The organism is Streptomyces antibioticus (assembly GCF_002019855.1).
Lineage (GTDB): Bacteria > Actinomycetota > Actinomycetes > Streptomycetales > Streptomycetaceae > Streptomyces > Streptomyces antibioticus_B.
Genome location: NZ_CM007717.1, coordinates 7,139,230 through 7,156,859 on the forward strand (window position 1 = coordinate 7,139,230; position 17,630 = coordinate 7,156,859).

12 protein-coding genes are annotated in these 17,630 nt (G+C 73.2%); 4 read left to right on the plus strand and 8 right to left on the minus strand.

From position 1 onward, the window contains the following. Positions 1-36 precede the first annotated feature (36 nt). The 5 genes from AFM16_RS32455 to AFM16_RS32475 form a co-directional block, all read right to left on the minus strand. Entirely contained in the window at positions 37-1,038 is a 1,002-nt protein-coding gene (locus AFM16_RS32455) for a GDP-mannose 4,6-dehydratase (protein ID WP_030789508.1), read from the minus strand. Positions 1,039-1,116: 78 nt separating this feature from the next. Then, complete coding sequence (locus tag AFM16_RS32460) at positions 1,117-2,565, minus strand: hypothetical protein (protein ID WP_078636035.1); 1,449 nt, start codon at positions 2,563-2,565, stop codon at positions 1,117-1,119. Beyond that, the gene (gene pelF / locus AFM16_RS32465; protein WP_078636036.1) at positions 2,562-4,091 is read right to left on the minus strand and encodes a GT4 family glycosyltransferase PelF; all 1,530 of its coding nucleotides are present in this window, start codon (positions 4,089-4,091) and stop codon (positions 2,562-2,564) included. The genes AFM16_RS32460 and pelF overlap by 4 nt, the downstream gene beginning before the upstream one ends. A 125-nt stretch (positions 4,092-4,216) precedes the next feature. Then, positions 4,217-6,346: a hypothetical protein gene (locus AFM16_RS32470; protein ID WP_078636037.1), complete on the minus strand. Its 2,130-nt coding sequence runs from the start codon at positions 6,344-6,346 to the stop codon at positions 4,217-4,219. A gap of 409 nt (positions 6,347-6,755) precedes the next feature. Then, positions 6,756-7,280, minus strand: coding sequence for a hypothetical protein (locus AFM16_RS32475; protein ID WP_078636038.1), 525 nt, complete (start codon positions 7,278-7,280; stop codon positions 6,756-6,758). A 447-nt stretch (positions 7,281-7,727) separates the two neighbouring features. Here AFM16_RS32475 and AFM16_RS32480 point away from each other — a divergent pair, with 447 nt between their 5' ends. Then, complete coding sequence (locus AFM16_RS32480; RefSeq protein WP_078636039.1) at positions 7,728-9,782, plus strand: phosphocholine-specific phospholipase C; 2,055 nt, start codon at positions 7,728-7,730, stop codon at positions 9,780-9,782. A gap of 149 nt (positions 9,783-9,931) precedes the next feature. Beyond that, the gene (locus tag AFM16_RS32485) at positions 9,932-10,750 is read left to right on the plus strand and encodes an LURP-one-related family protein (RefSeq protein ID WP_078636040.1); all 819 of its coding nucleotides are present in this window, start codon (positions 9,932-9,934) and stop codon (positions 10,748-10,750) included. Positions 10,751-10,846: 96 nt separating this feature from the next. Here the strand turns inward: AFM16_RS32485 and AFM16_RS32490 are convergent, their stop codons facing one another. Then, entirely contained in the window at positions 10,847-11,806 is a 960-nt protein-coding gene (locus AFM16_RS32490) for a DMT family transporter (RefSeq protein ID WP_030789526.1), read from the minus strand. Beyond that, positions 11,803-12,621 (minus strand): phosphatase PAP2 family protein, encoded by an 819-nt coding sequence (locus tag AFM16_RS32495; RefSeq protein ID WP_078636041.1) that lies wholly within the window; start codon positions 12,619-12,621, stop codon positions 11,803-11,805. The genes AFM16_RS32490 and AFM16_RS32495 overlap by 4 nt, the downstream gene beginning before the upstream one ends. Positions 12,622-12,777: 156 nt before the next feature. On the opposite strand from AFM16_RS32495, the gene AFM16_RS32500 reads away from it, so the two are divergent. Then, entirely contained in the window at positions 12,778-13,470 is a 693-nt protein-coding gene (locus AFM16_RS32500) for a TetR/AcrR family transcriptional regulator (RefSeq protein ID WP_245177854.1), read from the plus strand. Positions 13,471-13,592: 122 nt separating this feature from the next. On the opposite strand, the gene AFM16_RS32505 is transcribed toward AFM16_RS32500, so the two are convergent. Further along, positions 13,593-14,630 (minus strand): DUF2510 domain-containing protein, encoded by a 1,038-nt coding sequence (locus tag AFM16_RS32505; protein WP_078636042.1) that lies wholly within the window; start codon positions 14,628-14,630, stop codon positions 13,593-13,595. A 298-nt stretch (positions 14,631-14,928) separates the two neighbouring features. Here AFM16_RS32505 and AFM16_RS32510 point away from each other — a divergent pair, with 298 nt between their 5' ends. Further along, on the plus strand, positions 14,929-17,616 hold the full coding sequence (locus AFM16_RS32510; RefSeq protein WP_078636043.1) for an ATP-binding protein: 2,688 nt from the start codon (positions 14,929-14,931) through the stop codon (positions 17,614-17,616). Positions 17,617-17,630 lie beyond the last annotated feature (14 nt).

Here is a 17,630-nt window from a genome sequence, read left to right on the forward strand (position 1 = left end):
CTCGGATGTGCTCGCGTGCGGTGTGCCGGACGGGTGTCAGATGTTGTAGATGCCGGTCTTGTAGCGGGCCAGGTTCGCGGGGTCGCGGAAGAACTCGACGGTGTGCGCGAGTCCTTCCTCCAGGGAGTGCGCGGGCTGCCAGCCGGTGGCCGCGGTGAGCCGGGAGGCGTCCGCGACCAGCCGCATCACCTCGGAGTTGGCGGGCCGGATCCGGGCCTCGTCCTCGCGGACGTCGAGCGCGGTGTCCATCACCTTGCCGATCAACTGGACCAGATCGCCGACCGAGATCTCCCCGCCGGTCCCGGCGTTGAACGTGCGGCCCACCACCTGCTCGGCGGGCGCGCTGCCGACGGCGAGGAACGCCTGCGCGGTGTCCTTGACGAAGGTGAAGTCCCGGGTCGGCCGCAGATCGCCGAGCGTGATCGCCCGTTGCCCGGCGGCGACCTGACCGATGACGGTGGGGATCACGGCACGCATCGACTGGCGCGGACCGAACGTGTTGAACGGCCGCAGCGTCACCACGGGCGTGTCGAAGCTGGCGTGGTAGCTGTCGGCCAGCCGGTCCCCGCCCGCCTTCGAAGCGGCGTACGGGGACTGGGTGTTGATCGGATGGTCCTCGGTGATCGGCACGGTCTGCGCGGTGCCGTAGGTCTCGCTGGTGGAGGTGTGCACCAGCCGGGGCGTGCCCAACGCGCGTACCGCCTCCAGCACGTTGAGGGTGCCGGTCACATTGGTGTCCACATAGCTGTGCGGCGCCTGGTAGGAGTACGGGATCGCGATCAGCGCGGCCAGATGGTACGCCGTGTCGGCCCCGTCGAGCAGACCCCGGACCGAGCCCGGGTCCCGGACGTCACCGAGGACGATCTCGACCTGGTCCAGGACGTCGGGGTGCAGGGTCTCCAGCCAGCCGTACGAGGAGAAGGAGTTGTACTGGGCCATGGCACGGACCCGGTGTCCCGAGGCGACCAGCGCCTCGGTGAGATGGGAGCCGATGAAACCCTCGGCTCCGGTGACGGCGGCGAGCGGTGTGGCGGTCAACTCCGTTGTCCTTCCGGTCGGTTGAGTGGGGGGGTTGGGTGAGCCGGCCGTGCAAGGGGCACGGCGGGCGGGTGCCGGTCAGGCGTGCGGCGCGGGACGGCCGAGCCGCCACAGCGCGCACCCGGTGAGACAGAGCGCGGCCGCGCCGCAGCTCAGGGCGAGGGCCGCGCCGGGCCCGGGTGGCGCGTCGAGCAGGGTGACGGTCCCGGCGCCCGCCGCCGTGGCGAGACAGACGAGCGCGGACGGCCAGGCGGCGCCGAACGCCTGGAGCAGCAGCGCGGTCCACAGGACGGCCGCGAGCGTGAGCAGGGCGTCGGGCGCGGCGCCGGTCAGCAGGGCGGCCGGCCACAGCGGCAGCACATAGGCCGCCAGACACAGGCCGAGGATCCCGGCCGACCGCAGCAGGAACCCGGCGGGCGTGGCGGCGGCCCGCAGCGCGGCGACCGACAGGCCCCGGTAGCGGTACAGCAGCCACTCCGCGGGCCCCATGCTGACGGTCAGCACGATCACCGCGTACGGCTCCCGGCGTCCCTCCAGCAGCACGAGCACCCCGGCCGCCAGCCCGAACAGTCCGTACGGCAGCGAGCGCAGCGGACTCGGCCGTACGACGCCCGAAGCCGCTGACCCCGAGGCCGCCGCACCGGACGCCGGATTCGCCGCGAGCGCGCTCCACAGCACCCGCCCGGTCACCGCCAGCGTGGCCAGCAGCGCCAGCGCGGGCAGCCCGGCACGCGCCGCCTCGCCGGGCTCCCACCACGGCAGGACGGCCGCCCCGGCGACCAGCGGGGTGAGCGCGGCGAGCAGCAGCCGTTCCCGGGCCAGCACCAGCAGCACACCGGCGGCCGCCAGGTACAGCGACTGCGCGGCCACCACCAGGGTCACCGGGCCGACCCCGCCGGACACCGCCCCGGCCGCCGTGGCCAGCACCGCTCCGGCTGGCGCGCCGGCCAGCAGCGTCAGGGCCGCCTCCCGCCGTCCTGCCACCATCCGCAGATGCGCGCGGTGGCCGAGCGCCTGCCCCCAGGCCCAGGAGACCAGCCCCGCCACGATCAACGCGGAGGCATGGGCCCCCGCGTCCCACAGCGGCGCGGTGAGCAGATACGCCAGCCCGGGCAGGGCGAACAGCACGCCCCGCAGCAGGCAGCGCACGGTGTCGGGACGCCACGGGTCGGGCCCGCGGGCCGGTTCCGGGAAGGTCCGCGGGACCCGTTCGTACAGTGCGGCGGCCAGCGAGAACAGATCGGGATGGCCGTACCGCTCCTTGATCGTCCCCGCGGTCAGGCCCTCCGCCTCCAGCAGCGCGGCCACCTCGTAGGGGTGGACGGCCGGGCCGATGCGGTCGGCGAGGTCGGCGGCGAGCCGGCTGACCGCGTCCTCGTCGGGGCCGCGCAGGGGCAGCCGGATGGCGAGCGTGCTGTCGTCGAGGGCCCAGCGGGGACGGCGCCGCCGCGGCCGGACGTCGGCCAGCCGCAGCGCCAGGGTGTCCTGCTCGGCGCCGCCCGGCTCCAGGGATATCGGCCCGCTCATCCGGCCACCGTGCCCGCCGGTGCCGGTGCCGGTGCCGGTGTCGGCAGCGGTGCGGCCGGGGCCGCGACCGGCTCCGACGGCCGCTGGAGCGTGGGCAGTTCGAGATAGATGGAGCGGAAGGTGTCGATGGTCTGACGCAGGGTGAACTGTTCGATCACCCGCAGCCGGGCCGCCTCGCCCATCGCCCGGCGCCGCGCCGGGTCGCCCAGCAGCTCCAGCGCGGCCGCCGCCATCGCCTCCGGATCGCGCGGCGGCACCACGAGCCCGGTGTCGCCGACCGCCTCGCGGACCCCGCCCACATCGGTCGAGACGGTGGCCCGCCCGCACGACATGGCCTCGATCAGGGTGAAGGGGAACCCCTCGCTGATGCTGGAGAGCATCACCACGTTCCCGGCCGCGTAGGCGTCCTTGATGTCGTCGACCCGGCCCTCGAAGGTGACCGCGTCCGCGTGCCCCAGCTCGGCGGCGAGCGCCTCGCAGCGCTCCCGGTACGCCTCCCCACCGCGCGGGGTGCCGCCGAACAACCGCAGTCGGCTGTCCGGGAGTTGCTCCCGTACGCGGGCGAAGGCGCGGATCAGGGTCTCCAGGTCCTTGATCGGGTCGACCCGGCCCGCCCAGCTCAGGGTGAGCGTCCCCGGCTCGGGCCCGGCGGGCGGGAACGCGGCCGGGTCCACGCCGTTGTAGACCGTGCGGATCGACCCGGGGTCGGCGCCGCCCTCCTCCTCCCAGAGCCGGTTGTAGCGGTTGCCGGGGGTGATCAGGGCGGCCCGCCGGTAGCTCTCCTCGGCCAGCAGCCGGAAGAAGCCGAGGATCACCGCCTTCACGGGCCAGCGGTAGGGCGCGGTGCGGTAGCCGAGGTAGCGCTCGCGCAGATAGACGCCGTGCTCGGTGAGCAGCAGCGGAACGCCGTGCCGGTCGAGCGCGGCGAGCCCCGGCAGGACGGCGACGCCTCCGCTGACCGCGTGCGCGACTCCGGTGCGCGGCGGCGGCGCGGCCAGCGGGCGCAGGGCGTGTTCCAGCAGCGCGGTCGCGGTGAGCGCGTCGTGCACGGTCGGCCGGGCCTCGCGCACGGCGAGACCGGGCCGGTTCCACACCGAGGTGAGCAGGGCGATCGCCCGGTCGCCGCGCAGGAACGGGCTGAGCGTGCCGTCGGCGGCGGCGCGGGCCAGCGCGTACAGCGCGGGGGCGAAGCCGCTCTCGGCGCGCGGGTCGAGGAGCGCGGTGAGGAACTCCTCGTAGGCGGCGGCCAGTCGGGCCAGCGCGCGGCCCCTGGGGGTGCGGCCCTCGGGCGGGGCGCCCCACATGGGGACGGACCGCACCTCGCCGACCTGGGCGGGCAGGTCCCAGACGACCGGTTCGCGTCCGGTGCCGGTGACGGCGATGACGTCGAAGTCGAGGTCGGGCATGCCCTGGACGAGCTGGTCGCACCAGACGCTCACGCCGCCGTGACTGTGCGGGTAGGTGCCTTCGGTGAGCAGGGTGACGCGCGTTGCGCCGGGGCGTCGCGCGCCATGGGGAACGTGCATCGGTGTGCTCCACGGCCGAGGTGTGGGGTGGTCGTGCCCGGTGGCCCGGGGTGCGGGGCCACCGGTGGGGTTCCGGCCGCGGGTGCGGCCGGCTCGCTCCTTGGGACGGTGCGGCGGTACGCGGTTCAATCGCCCGCGGTGGGCGGGACCTGCTCGCGCACGCCCGCCGGGACCCGGGTGTCCGGCGCCGGCTCGGTGGCCGTGAGTCCCTCGGCGCTGTCGGCCGCCGGGGCCGCGGCGGACGCCGGCAGGGCGAACGCCAGCGGGCTGCCGCCGGCGGGCGTCCAGCCGGACACCCCGCCCGCGTACGGCGTCCCGAACGCGCCGCCGGCCAGTGTGCTGCCGGCCGGCAGGGTCGCCGTGACGGCCGTGCCGGAGGGTGCCTGCACGGTGACCGTGTCGCCGATCCGGTACGCGGTGACCTGGCCGGCGTCCAGGGCGGCCTGCCAGGCGGCACGGCGCCCCAGTTCGACGCCGATGTCCTTCATCCGCAGGTTCACCACCGGGGTGTCGGCCGCGAACAGGTCGTCGTAGCCGTCGAGGACACCGCTGAGGACCGGGTAGGCGATACGGTCCTCGGCCAGGTTCGACTGGTGGATGAAGTGCGGGCGGGGGTCGTTGGCGAGGACGTGCCCGAGGGCGATCCGGGTCTCCAGCGGCACGATGTGCTCGGTGTAGCCGGTGGCCGGGTCCAGCGGGGCGGCCAGACAGGTGGTGGTGGCCGGGTTGTCCTCGCAGATGCCGCTGCCGCCCTGGGCGCGGCTGGTGTAGATCCAGTTGTACTCGTCGACCTGCTCGGCGGCCCGGCCCGCGTTGTAGAAGACGTTCATCGGGTAGCGCGGCACGGTGGTGGCGGGGCCGACCTGACGCTGGTGCGGCTCACGGGAGTTGTCGGAGCCGAGCCAGTCGATGCCGTTGTCGCCGACGGCGAGCGCCAGGTTCGGGTTGTCCTGGGGCTGCTGCGGCAGGACCTTCATGCCGGAGTGCTCGCCGGTCACCAACTCGTCGTTCTCCAGCGGGAGTCCGGCGGTCTGGCCCCACACGCGGTTGGTGGCGATCTCGTCGGAGATCTCGGCGCGGCTCACCCACTTCACGCTGCCGTCGGGGTTGGTGTCGCACTTCCACGGCACCACCGTGGTGTCCTGCACACAGCCCAGGAAGGCGTGCGTGTAGGTGTGGTTGACCCAGCGGAATCGATCCTTCTCGGCGAGCAGGGCGTCGGCGAGCGGGTCGGCGCCGTTGTTGTCGGCGCGCTGGTCGACGGTGCCGGCCGCGTTGTAGGCGAGGTCCAGGGTGAAGTCGTGACCGGTCTGCCAGGAGGCGGCGTAGGTGACGTCGGCGGGGGTCATCCGGATCGGGTCCGGGGTGGCGTTCGGGTCGGTGCAGTCGACGTCGCCGGGCGTGCAGTTCAGGGTGGTGTTCCAGCGGTCGTCGGCGGCGAACACGTCGTCCACGTGGACCGCGAAGTAGTTGCGGGAGGCGCCGAGACGGACCCCGCCGGTCATCCACTCCACGATGCCGCGGGCCAGCAGCCGGAACTGCTGCTGGTACTGGTTGTAGACGAACGTGACGACCAGCTCGCGCCGTCCGTCGTGCCGGTACTCGCCCACCAGCGAGCCGCGGGTGGACTGTCCGGGGATCGGCGCGTCGACGTAGGAGGTGAAGTCGGCGCCGGGTGCCGGGGTCGACAGATAGGCGTAACTCTCGCCCACCGCCGCGTCGTTGTCCTCGAAGGGGACCGCCCCGTCGAGATAGCCGAAGGGACCGGCCTGTCCGGCGGCCGTCACCGCGGCCTGCACCCCGTCGAGGCTGCCGGCGTAGCCGCCGTACACCGGGTACTGGAGACCGGCTTCCGGACGCGCGTAGGTGTAGGCGTCGACCTGGGGGATCGCGTAGGTCTGCTCGTAGGAGGCGAGCGCGGCCATCTCCGCCGAACCGGCCGCGAACGGATTGTCGTTGGGCAGGACCACGGCCTGGAACTTGGCGCGCGGCCGGCCGTCGACCGTGTCCGCGAGGAAGTCCGCGTCGATCACCGGACGGCCGGTGTCGGCGAGGTCGATCGCGGTGAACGGCGTACCGGCGGCCGCGAGTTCCGCGGCGATCGCGTCGGTGGCCGGTCCGCCGTCGCTCACCACGAGCACCCGCAGGTCGATGCGGGGCGTGGTGTCGTCGGCCTGGGCCGCGCCGGCCGGCAGACCGAGCGCGGCGATGAGCGCGCCCACCGTCAGGACGGTGGTGCGTGTGGTCCGCTTCATGCGGTGAAGTCCCCTCCCCGGGCAGGGGTGAGCACGGCTCCCATGGAGCGGACGCACCCCCTTACGCGACGCCGGCGTCCCCCTCAGAAGCCAGTCGTCCCGTATCCGTCGCGTCAACATAGTGGTGTGTCTGTGTAGCTTTCGCGGTCATGCTGCGAAACATGACGGAAAAGAGCAGGTGTCCTACAGGTCCGTCCCGGAACCGAATCGGACGGTTTTCCGTCGGGGGGACGGACGGGGTCCGATGGGCGCGAGGGCTCCGTGTGCTGGTCCGGGCGCTGAACGGCGCACCGGCGGGCCACGGGGGCCCGCCGGGCGCACTGCCGGTGGTCCAGACCACGATGTGGGCCTGGTCACAGACTGATTTCAGGTCATCTCCGGTCCCAACCGGCCGGTTTCCGGCAGGAGTTCAGGAGCAGAGGACGCGCGTCTCGGGCGTGTAGACGGGCCCGCCGCTGATGCTCGTGCTGTCGCTGAACTCGGCGTAGAAGTACGAGTAGAAGCCGATGTTGCCGTTGCAGCCGGAGTCCGCCGCGACCTGGAGCGTCAGCGTGACGGTACGGCTCTGGCCGGGCGGGACCGTGGTGCCGTAGTTGCCGCCGAGGTTGGCGGGTCCGGTGCCCGTACACGGGGTGCTTCCGGCGGCGGTGGTCAGGGCGCAGCCGGTGAACGCGTACTTCAGATCAGGCCGTTGGGTGGTGAGCCAGGTCGGGTCGATGCTCTGGTACACGAACCAGATGTCGTAGCTGTGGTTGTTGGTGATCGTCATCGACAGGTCCACCGTGCCGCCGGGCGTCGTGGTCGCGCCGCTCGTGGCGAAGGTCAGCGTGGCCGGCGCCGGGTCGGCGCTCGCGCTGGGGGCCAGGCCGAACACGGCGAGGACGGCGGCCAGGACGGTGGCGAGGCCGAGGCGTCGCATCAGAGGTGATCGCATGGCCCGGGAGGCTAGGCAGGCGGCGCGAGCGGCGTCGTCCCCGTGGATCATGCGGGATGCGGCGATCGGCCGGAAATGTTCCCTTGGCGAAGAATGCGTGGGAAAGCCGTGAGGGCGTCGGAAAGCCTGCACACGCGCACTGTAGTCGGTGGGTGACGCACTGAATCGGCGCGCGGGAGGTCACGGCCGCTATTGGCGTGTACCCGACCATTCGCCGTCTCTCCGGCCGTCGTACCGGACACGACTTCTCGGCCATCCCGCCGCAATTCCGCCCCCACCGGACTCCGGCGTTCCGCGGGCCGCCCGCACCCCCTGCGTACGGTCGACTTTCACACGGGCGCCACCCGCCCCTTCCCCGGTGTTCCGTGTCCCGGGAAGACTTCTGACGCGCGTGCCCCCCACAACAGTCGGTCGCACAGGCCGCCTTCGCCGAGAGGTCCCCCACCCATGCCCGAGGTCAACCGGCGCCGCTTCCTCCAAGTCGCTGGCGCCACCACGGCGTTCAGCACACTGTCCGGCAGCATCGAGCGAGCCGCCGCCCTGCCCGCGAACCATCGCACCGGGTCGATCGAGGACGTCGAGCACATCGTCGTCCTGATGCAGGAGAACCGCTCCTTCGACCACTACTTCGGCACCCTGCGCGGTGTACGCGGATTCGGCGACCCGCACCCGGTCACGCTGGCGAGCGGCAAGTCGGTCTGGCACCAGCCGTACGGGGAAAGGGAGTTGCTGCCGTTCCGGCCGGCCGCCGACGACCTCGGCATGCGGTTCCTGGAAGGACTGCCGCACAGTTGGCCCGACGGCCAGGCCGCCTACAACCGGGGCCGCTACGACAACTGGGTGGCCGCCAAGGGCACCACCACCATGGCCTACCTCACCCGCGAGGACATCCCCTTCCACTACGCGCTCGCCGACCGGTTCACCGTCTGCGACGCCTACCGCTGCTCCTTCATCGGCTCCACCGACCCCAACCGCTACTACCTGTGGAGCGGACACACCGGCAACGACGGCCTCGGCGGCGGACCCGTCCTCGGCAACGAGGAACTCGGCTACGACTGGACCACCTACCCCGAACGCCTGGAACGGGCCGGCGTCTCCTGGAAGATCTACCAGGACATCGGCGACGGCCTGGACGCACGCGGCTCCTGGGGCTGGATCCCGGACGCCTACCGGGGCAACTACGGCGACAACTCGCTGCTGTACTTCAACAGTTACCGCAACGCCCGGCCCGGTGACCCGCTCCACGAGAAGGCCCGCACCGGCACCGACGTCCGCAACGGCGACGGCTACTTCGACGTGCTCCGGGCCGACGTACGGGCGGGCACACTGCCGCAGATCTCCTGGATCGCCGCCCCGGAGGCGTTCTCCGAGCACTCCAACTGGCCCTCGAACTACGGAGCCTGGTACATAGCCCAGGTCCTGGACGCCCTTACCTCCAACCCGGAGGTGTGGGCGAGGACGGCCCTGTTCATCACCTACGACGAGAACGACGGCTTCTTCGACCACGTCGTCCCGCCGCTCCCGCCGGCCTCCGACGAGCGGGGCAGGTCCACGGTCGACGTCACCCTCGACCTCTATCCGGGCGGCGGCAACCGCGTCGCGGGACCGTACGGACTCGGGCCGAGGGTGCCGATGCTGGTCGTCTCGCCCTGGAGCAAGGGTGGTTACGTCTGCTCCGAGACCTTCGACCACACCTCGATCGTGCGGTTCATGGAAGAGCGCTTCGGGGTGTGCGAGCCCCAGATCTCACCCTGGCGGCGGGCCGTCTGCGGCGATCTCACCTCGGCCTTCGACTTCACCCGCACCGACACCGGGCCGGTCGCCTTCCCCGACACCGACGGCTACGAGCCCCCGGACCGCGAGCGTCACCCCGACTACCGTCCGACCCCGCCCGCCGTGGGCGTCCTGCCCCGGCAGGAGCGCGGCACGCGTCCCACCCGCCCGCTCAAGTACGCGCCGTACGTGGACGGTTCGGCGACCGAGGAGGGCGGCGGGCCCGGCCGGATCACGCTCACCTTCGCCTCGGGCGCCGAGGCCGGCGCCGTCTTCCTCGTCACCTCCGGCAACCGCACCGACGGACCGTGGCACTACACCGCCTCGGCCGGCCGGACCGTCTCCGACACCTGGAACTCGGCGTACTCGGGCGGCTCGTACGACCTGACCGTGCACGGCCCCAACGGCTTCCTGCGCGCCTTCAGGGGAACCGGCACCGGCCCCGAGGTGACCGCCCGGCACGTCGGCGACGACGTCAGGCTCACCTTCACCCACCGGGGCACCGGCACCGCCGTGCTGCGGCTGGCGGACGGCCGCAGCGGTCGTACGACCACCGTCCGGGTGCGCTCCGGGGCCGTCGTGCGGCGCACCGTCGACCTGGGCGCGAGCCGGCGGTGGTACGACCTCACCGTCACCGCGGACGGACAGCCGTCCTATCTGCGGCGGTTCGTCGGACATGTCGAGAACGGCCGTCCCGGGGTGAGCGATCCGGGCCTCGCCACGGACTGAGGCACGGACCGAGGCACGGACTGAGGCACGGACCGAGGCGCGGACCGAGGCGGTGCCCACCGGAAAGGAGCGGCCGGGGGTAAAAGCCTGGTGAACACCGCATGGTGGGGTCTGTTCAGGTCCCGGAGGGCTCGGGATAGTGTGCCCCGGTGACCACGCATTCGAACACACCTGCTGGCTGGTACCCGGATCCGCACGGGGCGGCCCAGACCCAGCGCTACTGGGACGGCACCCAGTGGACCGACCACACCCACACCGGCCAGGGGCAGCCCGCCCCGCAGGTGCCGCACCAGCAGGCCGGGCCGGACCCCCGGGTCCAGCGCCAGGTGCAGCAGCAGGCCGGAGTCGCCGCGAGCGGCCCCGGCGGCGGCACCCTGTTCACCGAGCCCGTGCTGGTGGTGAACCAGAAGGCCAAGCTGATCGAGCTGACCAACGAGTACAAGGTCATGGACCAGCAGGGCAATCAGCTCGGCTCGGTGATCCAGGTCGGCCAGAGCGCGCTGCGCAAGGTCCTGCGCTTCGTCGCCAGCATCGACCAGTTCCTGACGCACCGCCTGGAGATCCGTGACGTCCACGGTCAGCCGGTGCTGCTGCTGACCCGCCCGGCCAAGTTCCTCAAGTCGCGGGTGATCGTGACGCGCCCCGACGGGACGCCGGTCGGCGAGATCGTCCAGCAGAACGTCTTCGGGAAGATCAACTTCGCCATCAACGCGGGCGGCCAGCAGGTCGGCGCGATCAAGGCGGAGAACTGGCGGGCCTGGAACTTCGCGATCGTCGACCACGCCCAGAACGAGGTCGCCCGGATCACCAAGACGTGGGAGGGCCTCGCCAAGACGATGTTCACCACGGCGGACAACTACGTCCTCCAGATCCACTACCAGCTCCCCGAGCCGCTGCTGAGCCTGGTCGTCGCCACCGCGCTGACGGTCGACACCGCGCTCAAGCAGGACGCGCGCGGACTGGGCTGACCGCGCCCGCACCACTGACACGCACGGCGCTGACGCCCACGCAACTGACACGCACGGCGCTGACGCCCACGTCGCTTAGGCCCACACCGCTGACGCTCACAGCGGTGTGAGGTGCCCCGGTCCGGTCGCGGGCCGGGGCAGCAGCGCGGGTTCCGCCGACGCCGTCTCCGGCTTCAGGGCGAGCACGACGGCCACGGGGTGCGCGTCGTCCGAGTCGTCCTTGTCCTCCGCTCCGGGCTCCGGCGCCGCCCGCGAGAGCAGCACCACACCCCGCCCCGCGAGGCCCGCCCCGACGAGCGCAAGGAGCACGCCCGTCGGTCCGCCCTGGAGCCGTTCGCCCAGGAGGGCCAGGCCGATCACCGCGGCGGCGACCGGATTCGCCAGCGTCACCATCGCGAGCGGAGCGCCCAGTCCGCCCCGGTAGGCGGTCTGCGCCAGCAGCAGCCCGCCCGCCGCGAACGCGGCGACCAGCAGCGCCACCCCGATCACCCGCACGCTCAGCACCGGTGCCGAGCCGTCCGTCGCGGCCACCGTCACCGTCTGGGTGAGCGCCGAGGCCACCCCGGAGGCGAAGCCCGACGCGGTCGCGTGCCGCAGCCCGGGCCGGGTGCCGCGCCGGGCCAGCAGCCCGATCAGTACGGCCGTCGCGCCGGCCACCGCCACCGCCTCGGGCCCGCTCAGCACATCGTCGGGCGCCGGTCCCGACGCCGTGACCAGGACGGCGGCCAGGCCGGCCAGCGTGTAGGCGGTGCCCCGCCACTCCGGCGCGGTGACCCGCCGTCCCGCGATCCGGGCGCCCATCGGCACCGCCGCGACCAGCGTCAGCGCGCCCAGCGGCTGCACCACGGTCAGCGCCCCGTACCGCAGCGCCACCACGTGCAGCAGCGCGCCCGCGGCGTTCAGTCCCACCGAGCACCACCAGGCGCCGCTGCCCAGCAGTCGCGGCAGGCCCGTCCCGGTGGACCGGGAGGCCAGCCGCTCCTGGGCGACCGCGGCGGACGCGTAGGCGACGGCGGAGAAGAGGGAGAGGACGACGGCGAGCAGGGTGGCGTTCATCGGCCCGCTCCCGCTCGTGTGAAGACGCGTTCGTCGGCCGCTGCCGGAACCGGGACGCCCCGCGCCACGACCCGCCCCGCGCTCGTCACGGCACGCCGCCGGGGCGCGCGGACGACCGCGACGACGATCCCGAGCAGCGCGCCCGCCACGAGCGCGTCGAGCCAGTAGTGGTTGGCCGTGCCCACGATCACCAGCAGGGTCAGCAGCGGGTGCAGCAGCCACAGCCACCGCCACCGCGAGCGGGTCGCGACGATCAGGCCGATCGCGACCATCAGCGCCCAGCCGAAGTGCAGCGAGGGCATCGCCGCGAACTGGTTGGAGAGGTGGTCGCTGTGCGGCGGCCCGTACACCGAGGGCCCGTACACCCGGGCCGTGTCGACCAGTCCGGTCGCCGCGAGCATCCGGGGCGGCGCCAGCGGGAACGCCAGATGCAGCACCAGGGCGGCCGCGGTGAGCGCGGCCAGCACGCGGCGCGCCCACACGTAGTGCGCGGGGCGCCGCAGATAGAGCCAGACCAGGAAGGCGAGCGTGGCCGGGAAGTGGACGGCCGCGTAGTAGGTGTTCGCGGCCTCGGTCAGGGTGTCGCCGTGCAGCAGCAGGGACTGCACCGCGCCCTCGCCCGGCAGGCGCAGCCACCGTTCGGCGTGCCAGACGTCATGGGCGTTGCGGAAGGCTTCGGCGGTGTGGCCCGTGGCGAGCTGCCGCCCGAATTTGTAGACGAGGAAGAGTCCGGCGACGAGCAGCAGCTCGCGCGCTATCGGCGGCCGTGCCGGTGAGACCGGCTCCGCTTTTCCAGGCTCGGTGCGGGCATTCATCCCCCGGCCCCTTCACTGACGGTGGTGCGTTTGATCGATCGATACGGTGTCGTACCGATACGGCAGTGTACCGATACGTTCGAGTACCGGTACACTGGCGTATCGATTGACATGCGCCACACTGGAACCACGCCACGCCGGACATGAGGAGGGACGATGACGTCGCAGGCCGCGGACGGACCGGAGCCGGTCACCGCCACGCGCCGCTCCAAGCTCACGCCCCAGCGCGAGCAGGAGTTCTTCGACGCCGTCCTGGAACAGATCCGCGAGTGCGGATACGAGGCCGTCACCATGGAGGGGGTCGCCGCCACCACCCGGTGCAGCAAGTCCACGCTCTACCGGCAGTGGAAGACCAAGCCGCAGTTCGTCGTCGCGGCCCTGCGCTCGCGCCGGACCGCGCGGCTCGCCGGGATCGACACCGGGTCCCTCGCCGCGGACCTGCGCGAGGCCGCCCGTGCCACCGGCCGCTGGTCGACGAACGACACCAAGCTGCTCCAGGCCCTCGGCCACGCCGTCACCGGTGACCAGGAACTGGCGCTCGCGCTGCGCGAGGCGCTGATCGACCCCGAGATCGAGGCCCTGCGGGAGATCCTGCGGCGCGGCGTCGAACGCGGGGAGGTCGCCGCGGACCATCCCGCGCTGGAGTACGTACCGGCGCAGATGTTCGGAGTGATCCGGGCCCGTCCCGTGGTGGACGGGGAGTACGCCGACCAGGACTACCTGGTGCGTTTCGTGGAGGCCGCCGTCCTCCCGGCGCTCGGACTCGCCCAGGGCACGCCACCGGCACCCGCCGGGGCGCGGGCCCCCACCCAGACCCAGGCCGCCGTCCCCGGGATGACCGGACGGTGACCTGACCGCGCCGCACCGTGGGGACGGGGGCGGCGCGCAACCCCCGGCCGGGCGGGGCTCCCCTTTGAGCGGAGGGGCGCCCCACCCGGCCGGTGTGCTTCCGGCCTCTCGGACGCGGCGGCTCAGACGTCCTGTCCGCTGCCACCGCCCTTGGACACCTTCACGCCCTTGAGGATGGTGTCGATGACCGACGCGCTCTGGTCGGCGTCGACGCCGAAGCGCAGCACCACCAGCCGTCCGGTGTCGGCCGGGGCCGGGAAGGCCACCGACTCGACGATCCCGTCGGCGCCCTTGCTGGTGACCGCCTGCCAGCGCACCAGGTAGCCCTTCTGCCCGGCCACCGTCACGGCCTTGGAGGCCAGCACCTTGTGCGAGGTGATCGCGCCGTAGGTGTCACCGCCGTAGGAGTCCTCCGCGTTCTTCGCGATGTCCGCCTTGGCCACCTCCTCGGCGGTGTCGCCCGTGGCCTCCAGCACCTCGGCCGGCGCCGAGTACACCCCGCCCTCGGTGCAGGTCTTGGAGGTGTCGCCGGGGCAGGGGTAGGTGGAGTCGGACGACACCTGCGCGCCCACGTTCATCTGCTGCCCGGTCCAGCCGTCCGGGATCGGGATGCTGATGCCGTTGATCGGGTCGGGCACCGAACCGCTCTTGATCTTCGGCGCCTCGGACTCGCCGGGGGAGGGCGTGTCCCCACCCGAGCCCCCGGAGCCACCTGGGCCTCCGGACCCGCCCGAGTCGCCCGAGCCCCCGGAATCACCGGAGCCCCCGGACCCGCCGAACGACCCGCCGTCCTGTCCACCGGACCCCTGCGCGGTGCCGTTGCCGCCGCCCGAGCCGCCGTCGTCCCCGGCCAGCGCCCACACGCCGACCCCGATACTGGCCAGCACCGCGACCGCCACCGCCACGGCTATCCCGGTGCGCAGCCCGCGCCGCCCGCCGCCCACCGGGGGCGAGGGGTACGCCGGATACGTCGGGTACGCCCCGTACGCGCCGTACGTTCCGTCGGCCGGCGCCTGCGCGGTCGGACCCCAAGGGGCGGCCGAGCCCACGGGGCGGGTCTGGTCCGTCCATGCCGTGCCGTCCCACCAGCGTTCGGTGGCGGGACCGTCATTCTTCTGCCCCGGGTCGGGGTACCACCCGGGAGGAGTCACCTGCGTCATACCCCCACCGTATTTGGCATCGGTGAAAGGCGGATGAGAGGGAGCCCGATCCGTGCCGGCGCCCCTCCGGCGCCTCCCCGCGCCCTCGTGGCGCCGCTGGCGGGAAATCGACGTCAATTCGGTTCGCGTCGCCCGTCGTTGACGTTCCGGGGCCGTCCCCGCAGGCCCGTCGGGCCCTGCCGGGGGCCGCGCCGTCACCCGTCGAGGCAGGACCTGCGCGGACCGGCCTCCGAACGGGCCGCCGGAGGGCTACGCTCGTGGTCTGTACGTCGTTCGGGCGACTTGGGGAGGTAGCGGGATGACGGAGGTACGGCCGGCCGCGGCCGCCTCGGCTTCCCTGTGGGAGCGCGACGCGGAAGTCGCCGTTCTGGCGCAGGCGGTGGACACCCTGTGCGCCGACCGGTCCTCCTCGGGCCATCTGCTGGTGCTCCGGGGCGAGGCGGGACTGGGAAAGACGGCACTCCTGGCCGAGACCCGTCGCATCGCCGAGGCCCGCAACTGCACGGTGTGGTCGGCCCGCGGCGGCGAGACGCTACGGGCCGTCCCCTTCAACGTGGTACGGCAGTTGCTCCAGCCGGCGCTGCTGTCCCTGCTGCCGGAGGAGGCCCGCGAGTACCTCGGCGACTGGTACGACATCGCGGGACCCGCCCTCGGCATAGCGGAACCGGGCGAGGGGCACCCCGACCCGCAGGCCGTGTGCGACGGCCTGGTGGCCGCCGTACGACGCCTCGCCAGGCGCTACTACCCGCTCGTGCTGCTGATCGACGACGCGCACTGGGCCGACCTGGAGACCCTGCGCTGGCTCGCCGCCTTCGTCGAACGCCTCGACGACCTGTCCGTGCTGGTCGTCGTCGCCCGCAGGCCCGGCGAGATCAAGGGCGACGCCGCCCACCACCTCGCCACGATCGGCGCCGTCGCCGGCCCCTCGGTCACCAGCCTCAGCGCGCTGACCCCGGCCGCCGTCGCCGGGCTCACCCGCGCCACCCTCGGCCCGCACGCCGACGGCGCGTTCTGCCGCGAGGTGTGGGCCGTCACCGACGGCAACCCCTACGACACCGTCGAACTCCTCGCCAAGGTCGGCGACAGCGGCTTCGAACCGAGCGAGGCGTCGGCCATCGAGCTGCGCCCGCTCAGCAAGTCGGCCCGCGGCGGCGGACTCGTCGCCCGCCTGGAGGAACTGGGCGTCGACGCCACCCGCTTCGCCATGGCCGCCGCGATCCTCGGCGTCGGCATCTCCATCGACGAGGCGGCCCGGCTCGCCGTCATGGAACGCGACGACGCGGTGCGCTGCGCCGAACTCCTGCGCACCGCCCGCATCCTGACCGACCCCGACCCGGCGGCCGCGCCCGTCGCCGAGGGCGACCTCGAGTTCGTCCACCCGCTGATCGCGACCGCCGTCTACGACTCCATCCCCGGCAGTCTGCGCACCGCGATGCACGGCATCGCCGCCCAGGTCGTCACCGACGCGGGCAAGGGACTCGCGGCCGCCTCCCGGCACCTGATCCAGGTCCACCCCGAGGGCGACCAGGAACTCGTCGAGCAACTGCGCGGCGCGGCCGGCGAACACCTCGCCGTCGGCGCGCCCGACGCGGCCCGCCGCTGTCTGGAACGCGCCCTGGCCGAACCGCCCGCCCCCGAGGTGCACGCGCAGGTGCTCTACGACCTCGGCTGCGCCACCCTGCTGACCGCGCCCGCCAAGACCGTCGACCATCTGCGCACCGCCCTCGCCATGACCGGCCTCGACGGCGATCTGCGGGTGGACGCCGTGATCCGTCTGTCCCAGGCGCTGATGCACAACGACCAGTTGGGGGAGGCCGTCCGCACCGTCGAGGCGGAGGCCGCCCGGCACGCCCCGGGCCCGGCCAAGATGCGGCTCCAGGCGGTGCAGTTCATGTGGGAGGGCATCCACGCGGAGGTCGCCTCCCCGGCCCGCTCCGACCGGCTGGCCCGGCTCGCCGCGACCTGCGCCGGCCGGGACAACTCCGAACGCGCCCTGCTCATCCTGCGCGGCTTCGACGCCATGACCCACGGCGAGAACGCCGAGGAGGTCATCGAGTTCTGCGACCGCGCCCTCGTCAACGGCCGCCTCGCCCCGGGCCTCGGCTGGACCGACCCCCAGTGGGGCATCGAACTGCTGATGATGCTGGCCAGCTCCTACGCCTACACCGACCGCCTGGACCGCGCCGACACCCTCTTCAACGAAGCCGTCCGCGCCTACGAGTCGGCAGGCTGGAGCGGCGGCCACACCTCCCTGGCCCACGCCTACCTCGGGCTCGGCCTGCGCCGCCGCGGCCGTCTCAAGGAGGCCGAGGAGTCCCTGCGCAAGTCCCTCGTCCTCGCCGAACGCGTCGGGCGCGGACTGCCGTTGTACTGGTCGGCCACCTGCAACCTGGTCGACGTCCTGCTCGCCCGCGGCCATGTCGACGAGGCGTGGCGGGTCGCCGAGGAGTTCGACTTCGGACCGCCCTACCCGTCCACGATCGTGCTGCCCGACCCGCGCTCCGTGCGCGGCCGGCTGCTGCTCGCCGTCGGCCGCTTCAAGGACGGCGTCAACGAACTGGAGGAGGCCGAGAAGGCGGCGGCCGCCCGCGGCCACCTCAACCCGGTGATGGTCCCCTGGGCCGTCGACCTCGCTCGCGCCCTGGCCACCGAGGACCCGGCCCGCGCCGCCCGGCTCGCCTCCGAGGCCCGCCGCCAGGCCGAACGCCTCGGCACCGACACGGCGATCGGCGAGGCCCTGCGCTGCGCCGCCGCCCTGGAGACCGGACAGCGCGCGGTCCGTCTGGCCCAACAGGCGGCGACCTACCTGGAGTCGTCCCCCTGCCAGTACGAACACGCGGCCGCCCGCGTCGAGTACGGCGTTCTGGCCCGCTCGGTCTCCGAACTCAACCGCGGCCTCGCCCTGGCCCGCACCTGCGGCGCGGACAGCCTGGTCACGACGGCGGAAGAGGCGTTGAAGGGACTGGGCGCGCTGGACTCCGACTAGCGGCGCACCCGGTT

Bases quoted from the DNA above. Each gene is read 5' to 3' on its own strand.
- AFM16_RS32460 (WP_078636035.1), bottom strand. From the start codon at position 2,565: ATGAGCGGGCCGATATCCCTGGAGCCGGGCGGCGCCGAGCAGGACACC.
- pelF (WP_078636036.1), bottom strand. From the start codon at position 4,091: ATGCACGTTCCCCATGGCGCGCGACGCCCCGGCGCAACGCGCGTCACC.
- AFM16_RS32470 (WP_078636037.1), bottom strand. From the start codon at position 6,346: ATGAAGCGGACCACACGCACCACCGTCCTGACGGTGGGCGCGCTCATC.
- AFM16_RS32475 (WP_078636038.1), bottom strand. From the start codon at position 7,280: ATGCGATCACCTCTGATGCGACGCCTCGGCCTCGCCACCGTCCTGGCC.
- AFM16_RS32480 (WP_078636039.1), top strand. From the start codon at position 7,728: ATGCCCGAGGTCAACCGGCGCCGCTTCCTCCAAGTCGCTGGCGCCACC.
- AFM16_RS32490 (WP_030789526.1), bottom strand. From the start codon at position 11,806: ATGAACGCCACCCTGCTCGCCGTCGTCCTCTCCCTCTTCTCCGCCGTC.
- AFM16_RS32495 (WP_078636041.1), bottom strand. From the start codon at position 12,621: ATGAATGCCCGCACCGAGCCTGGAAAAGCGGAGCCGGTCTCACCGGCA.
- AFM16_RS32500 (WP_245177854.1), top strand. From the start codon at position 12,778: ATGACGTCGCAGGCCGCGGACGGACCGGAGCCGGTCACCGCCACGCGC.
- AFM16_RS32505 (WP_078636042.1), bottom strand. From the start codon at position 14,630: ATGACGCAGGTGACTCCTCCCGGGTGGTACCCCGACCCGGGGCAGAAG.
- AFM16_RS32510 (WP_078636043.1), top strand. From the start codon at position 14,929: ATGACGGAGGTACGGCCGGCCGCGGCCGCCTCGGCTTCCCTGTGGGAG.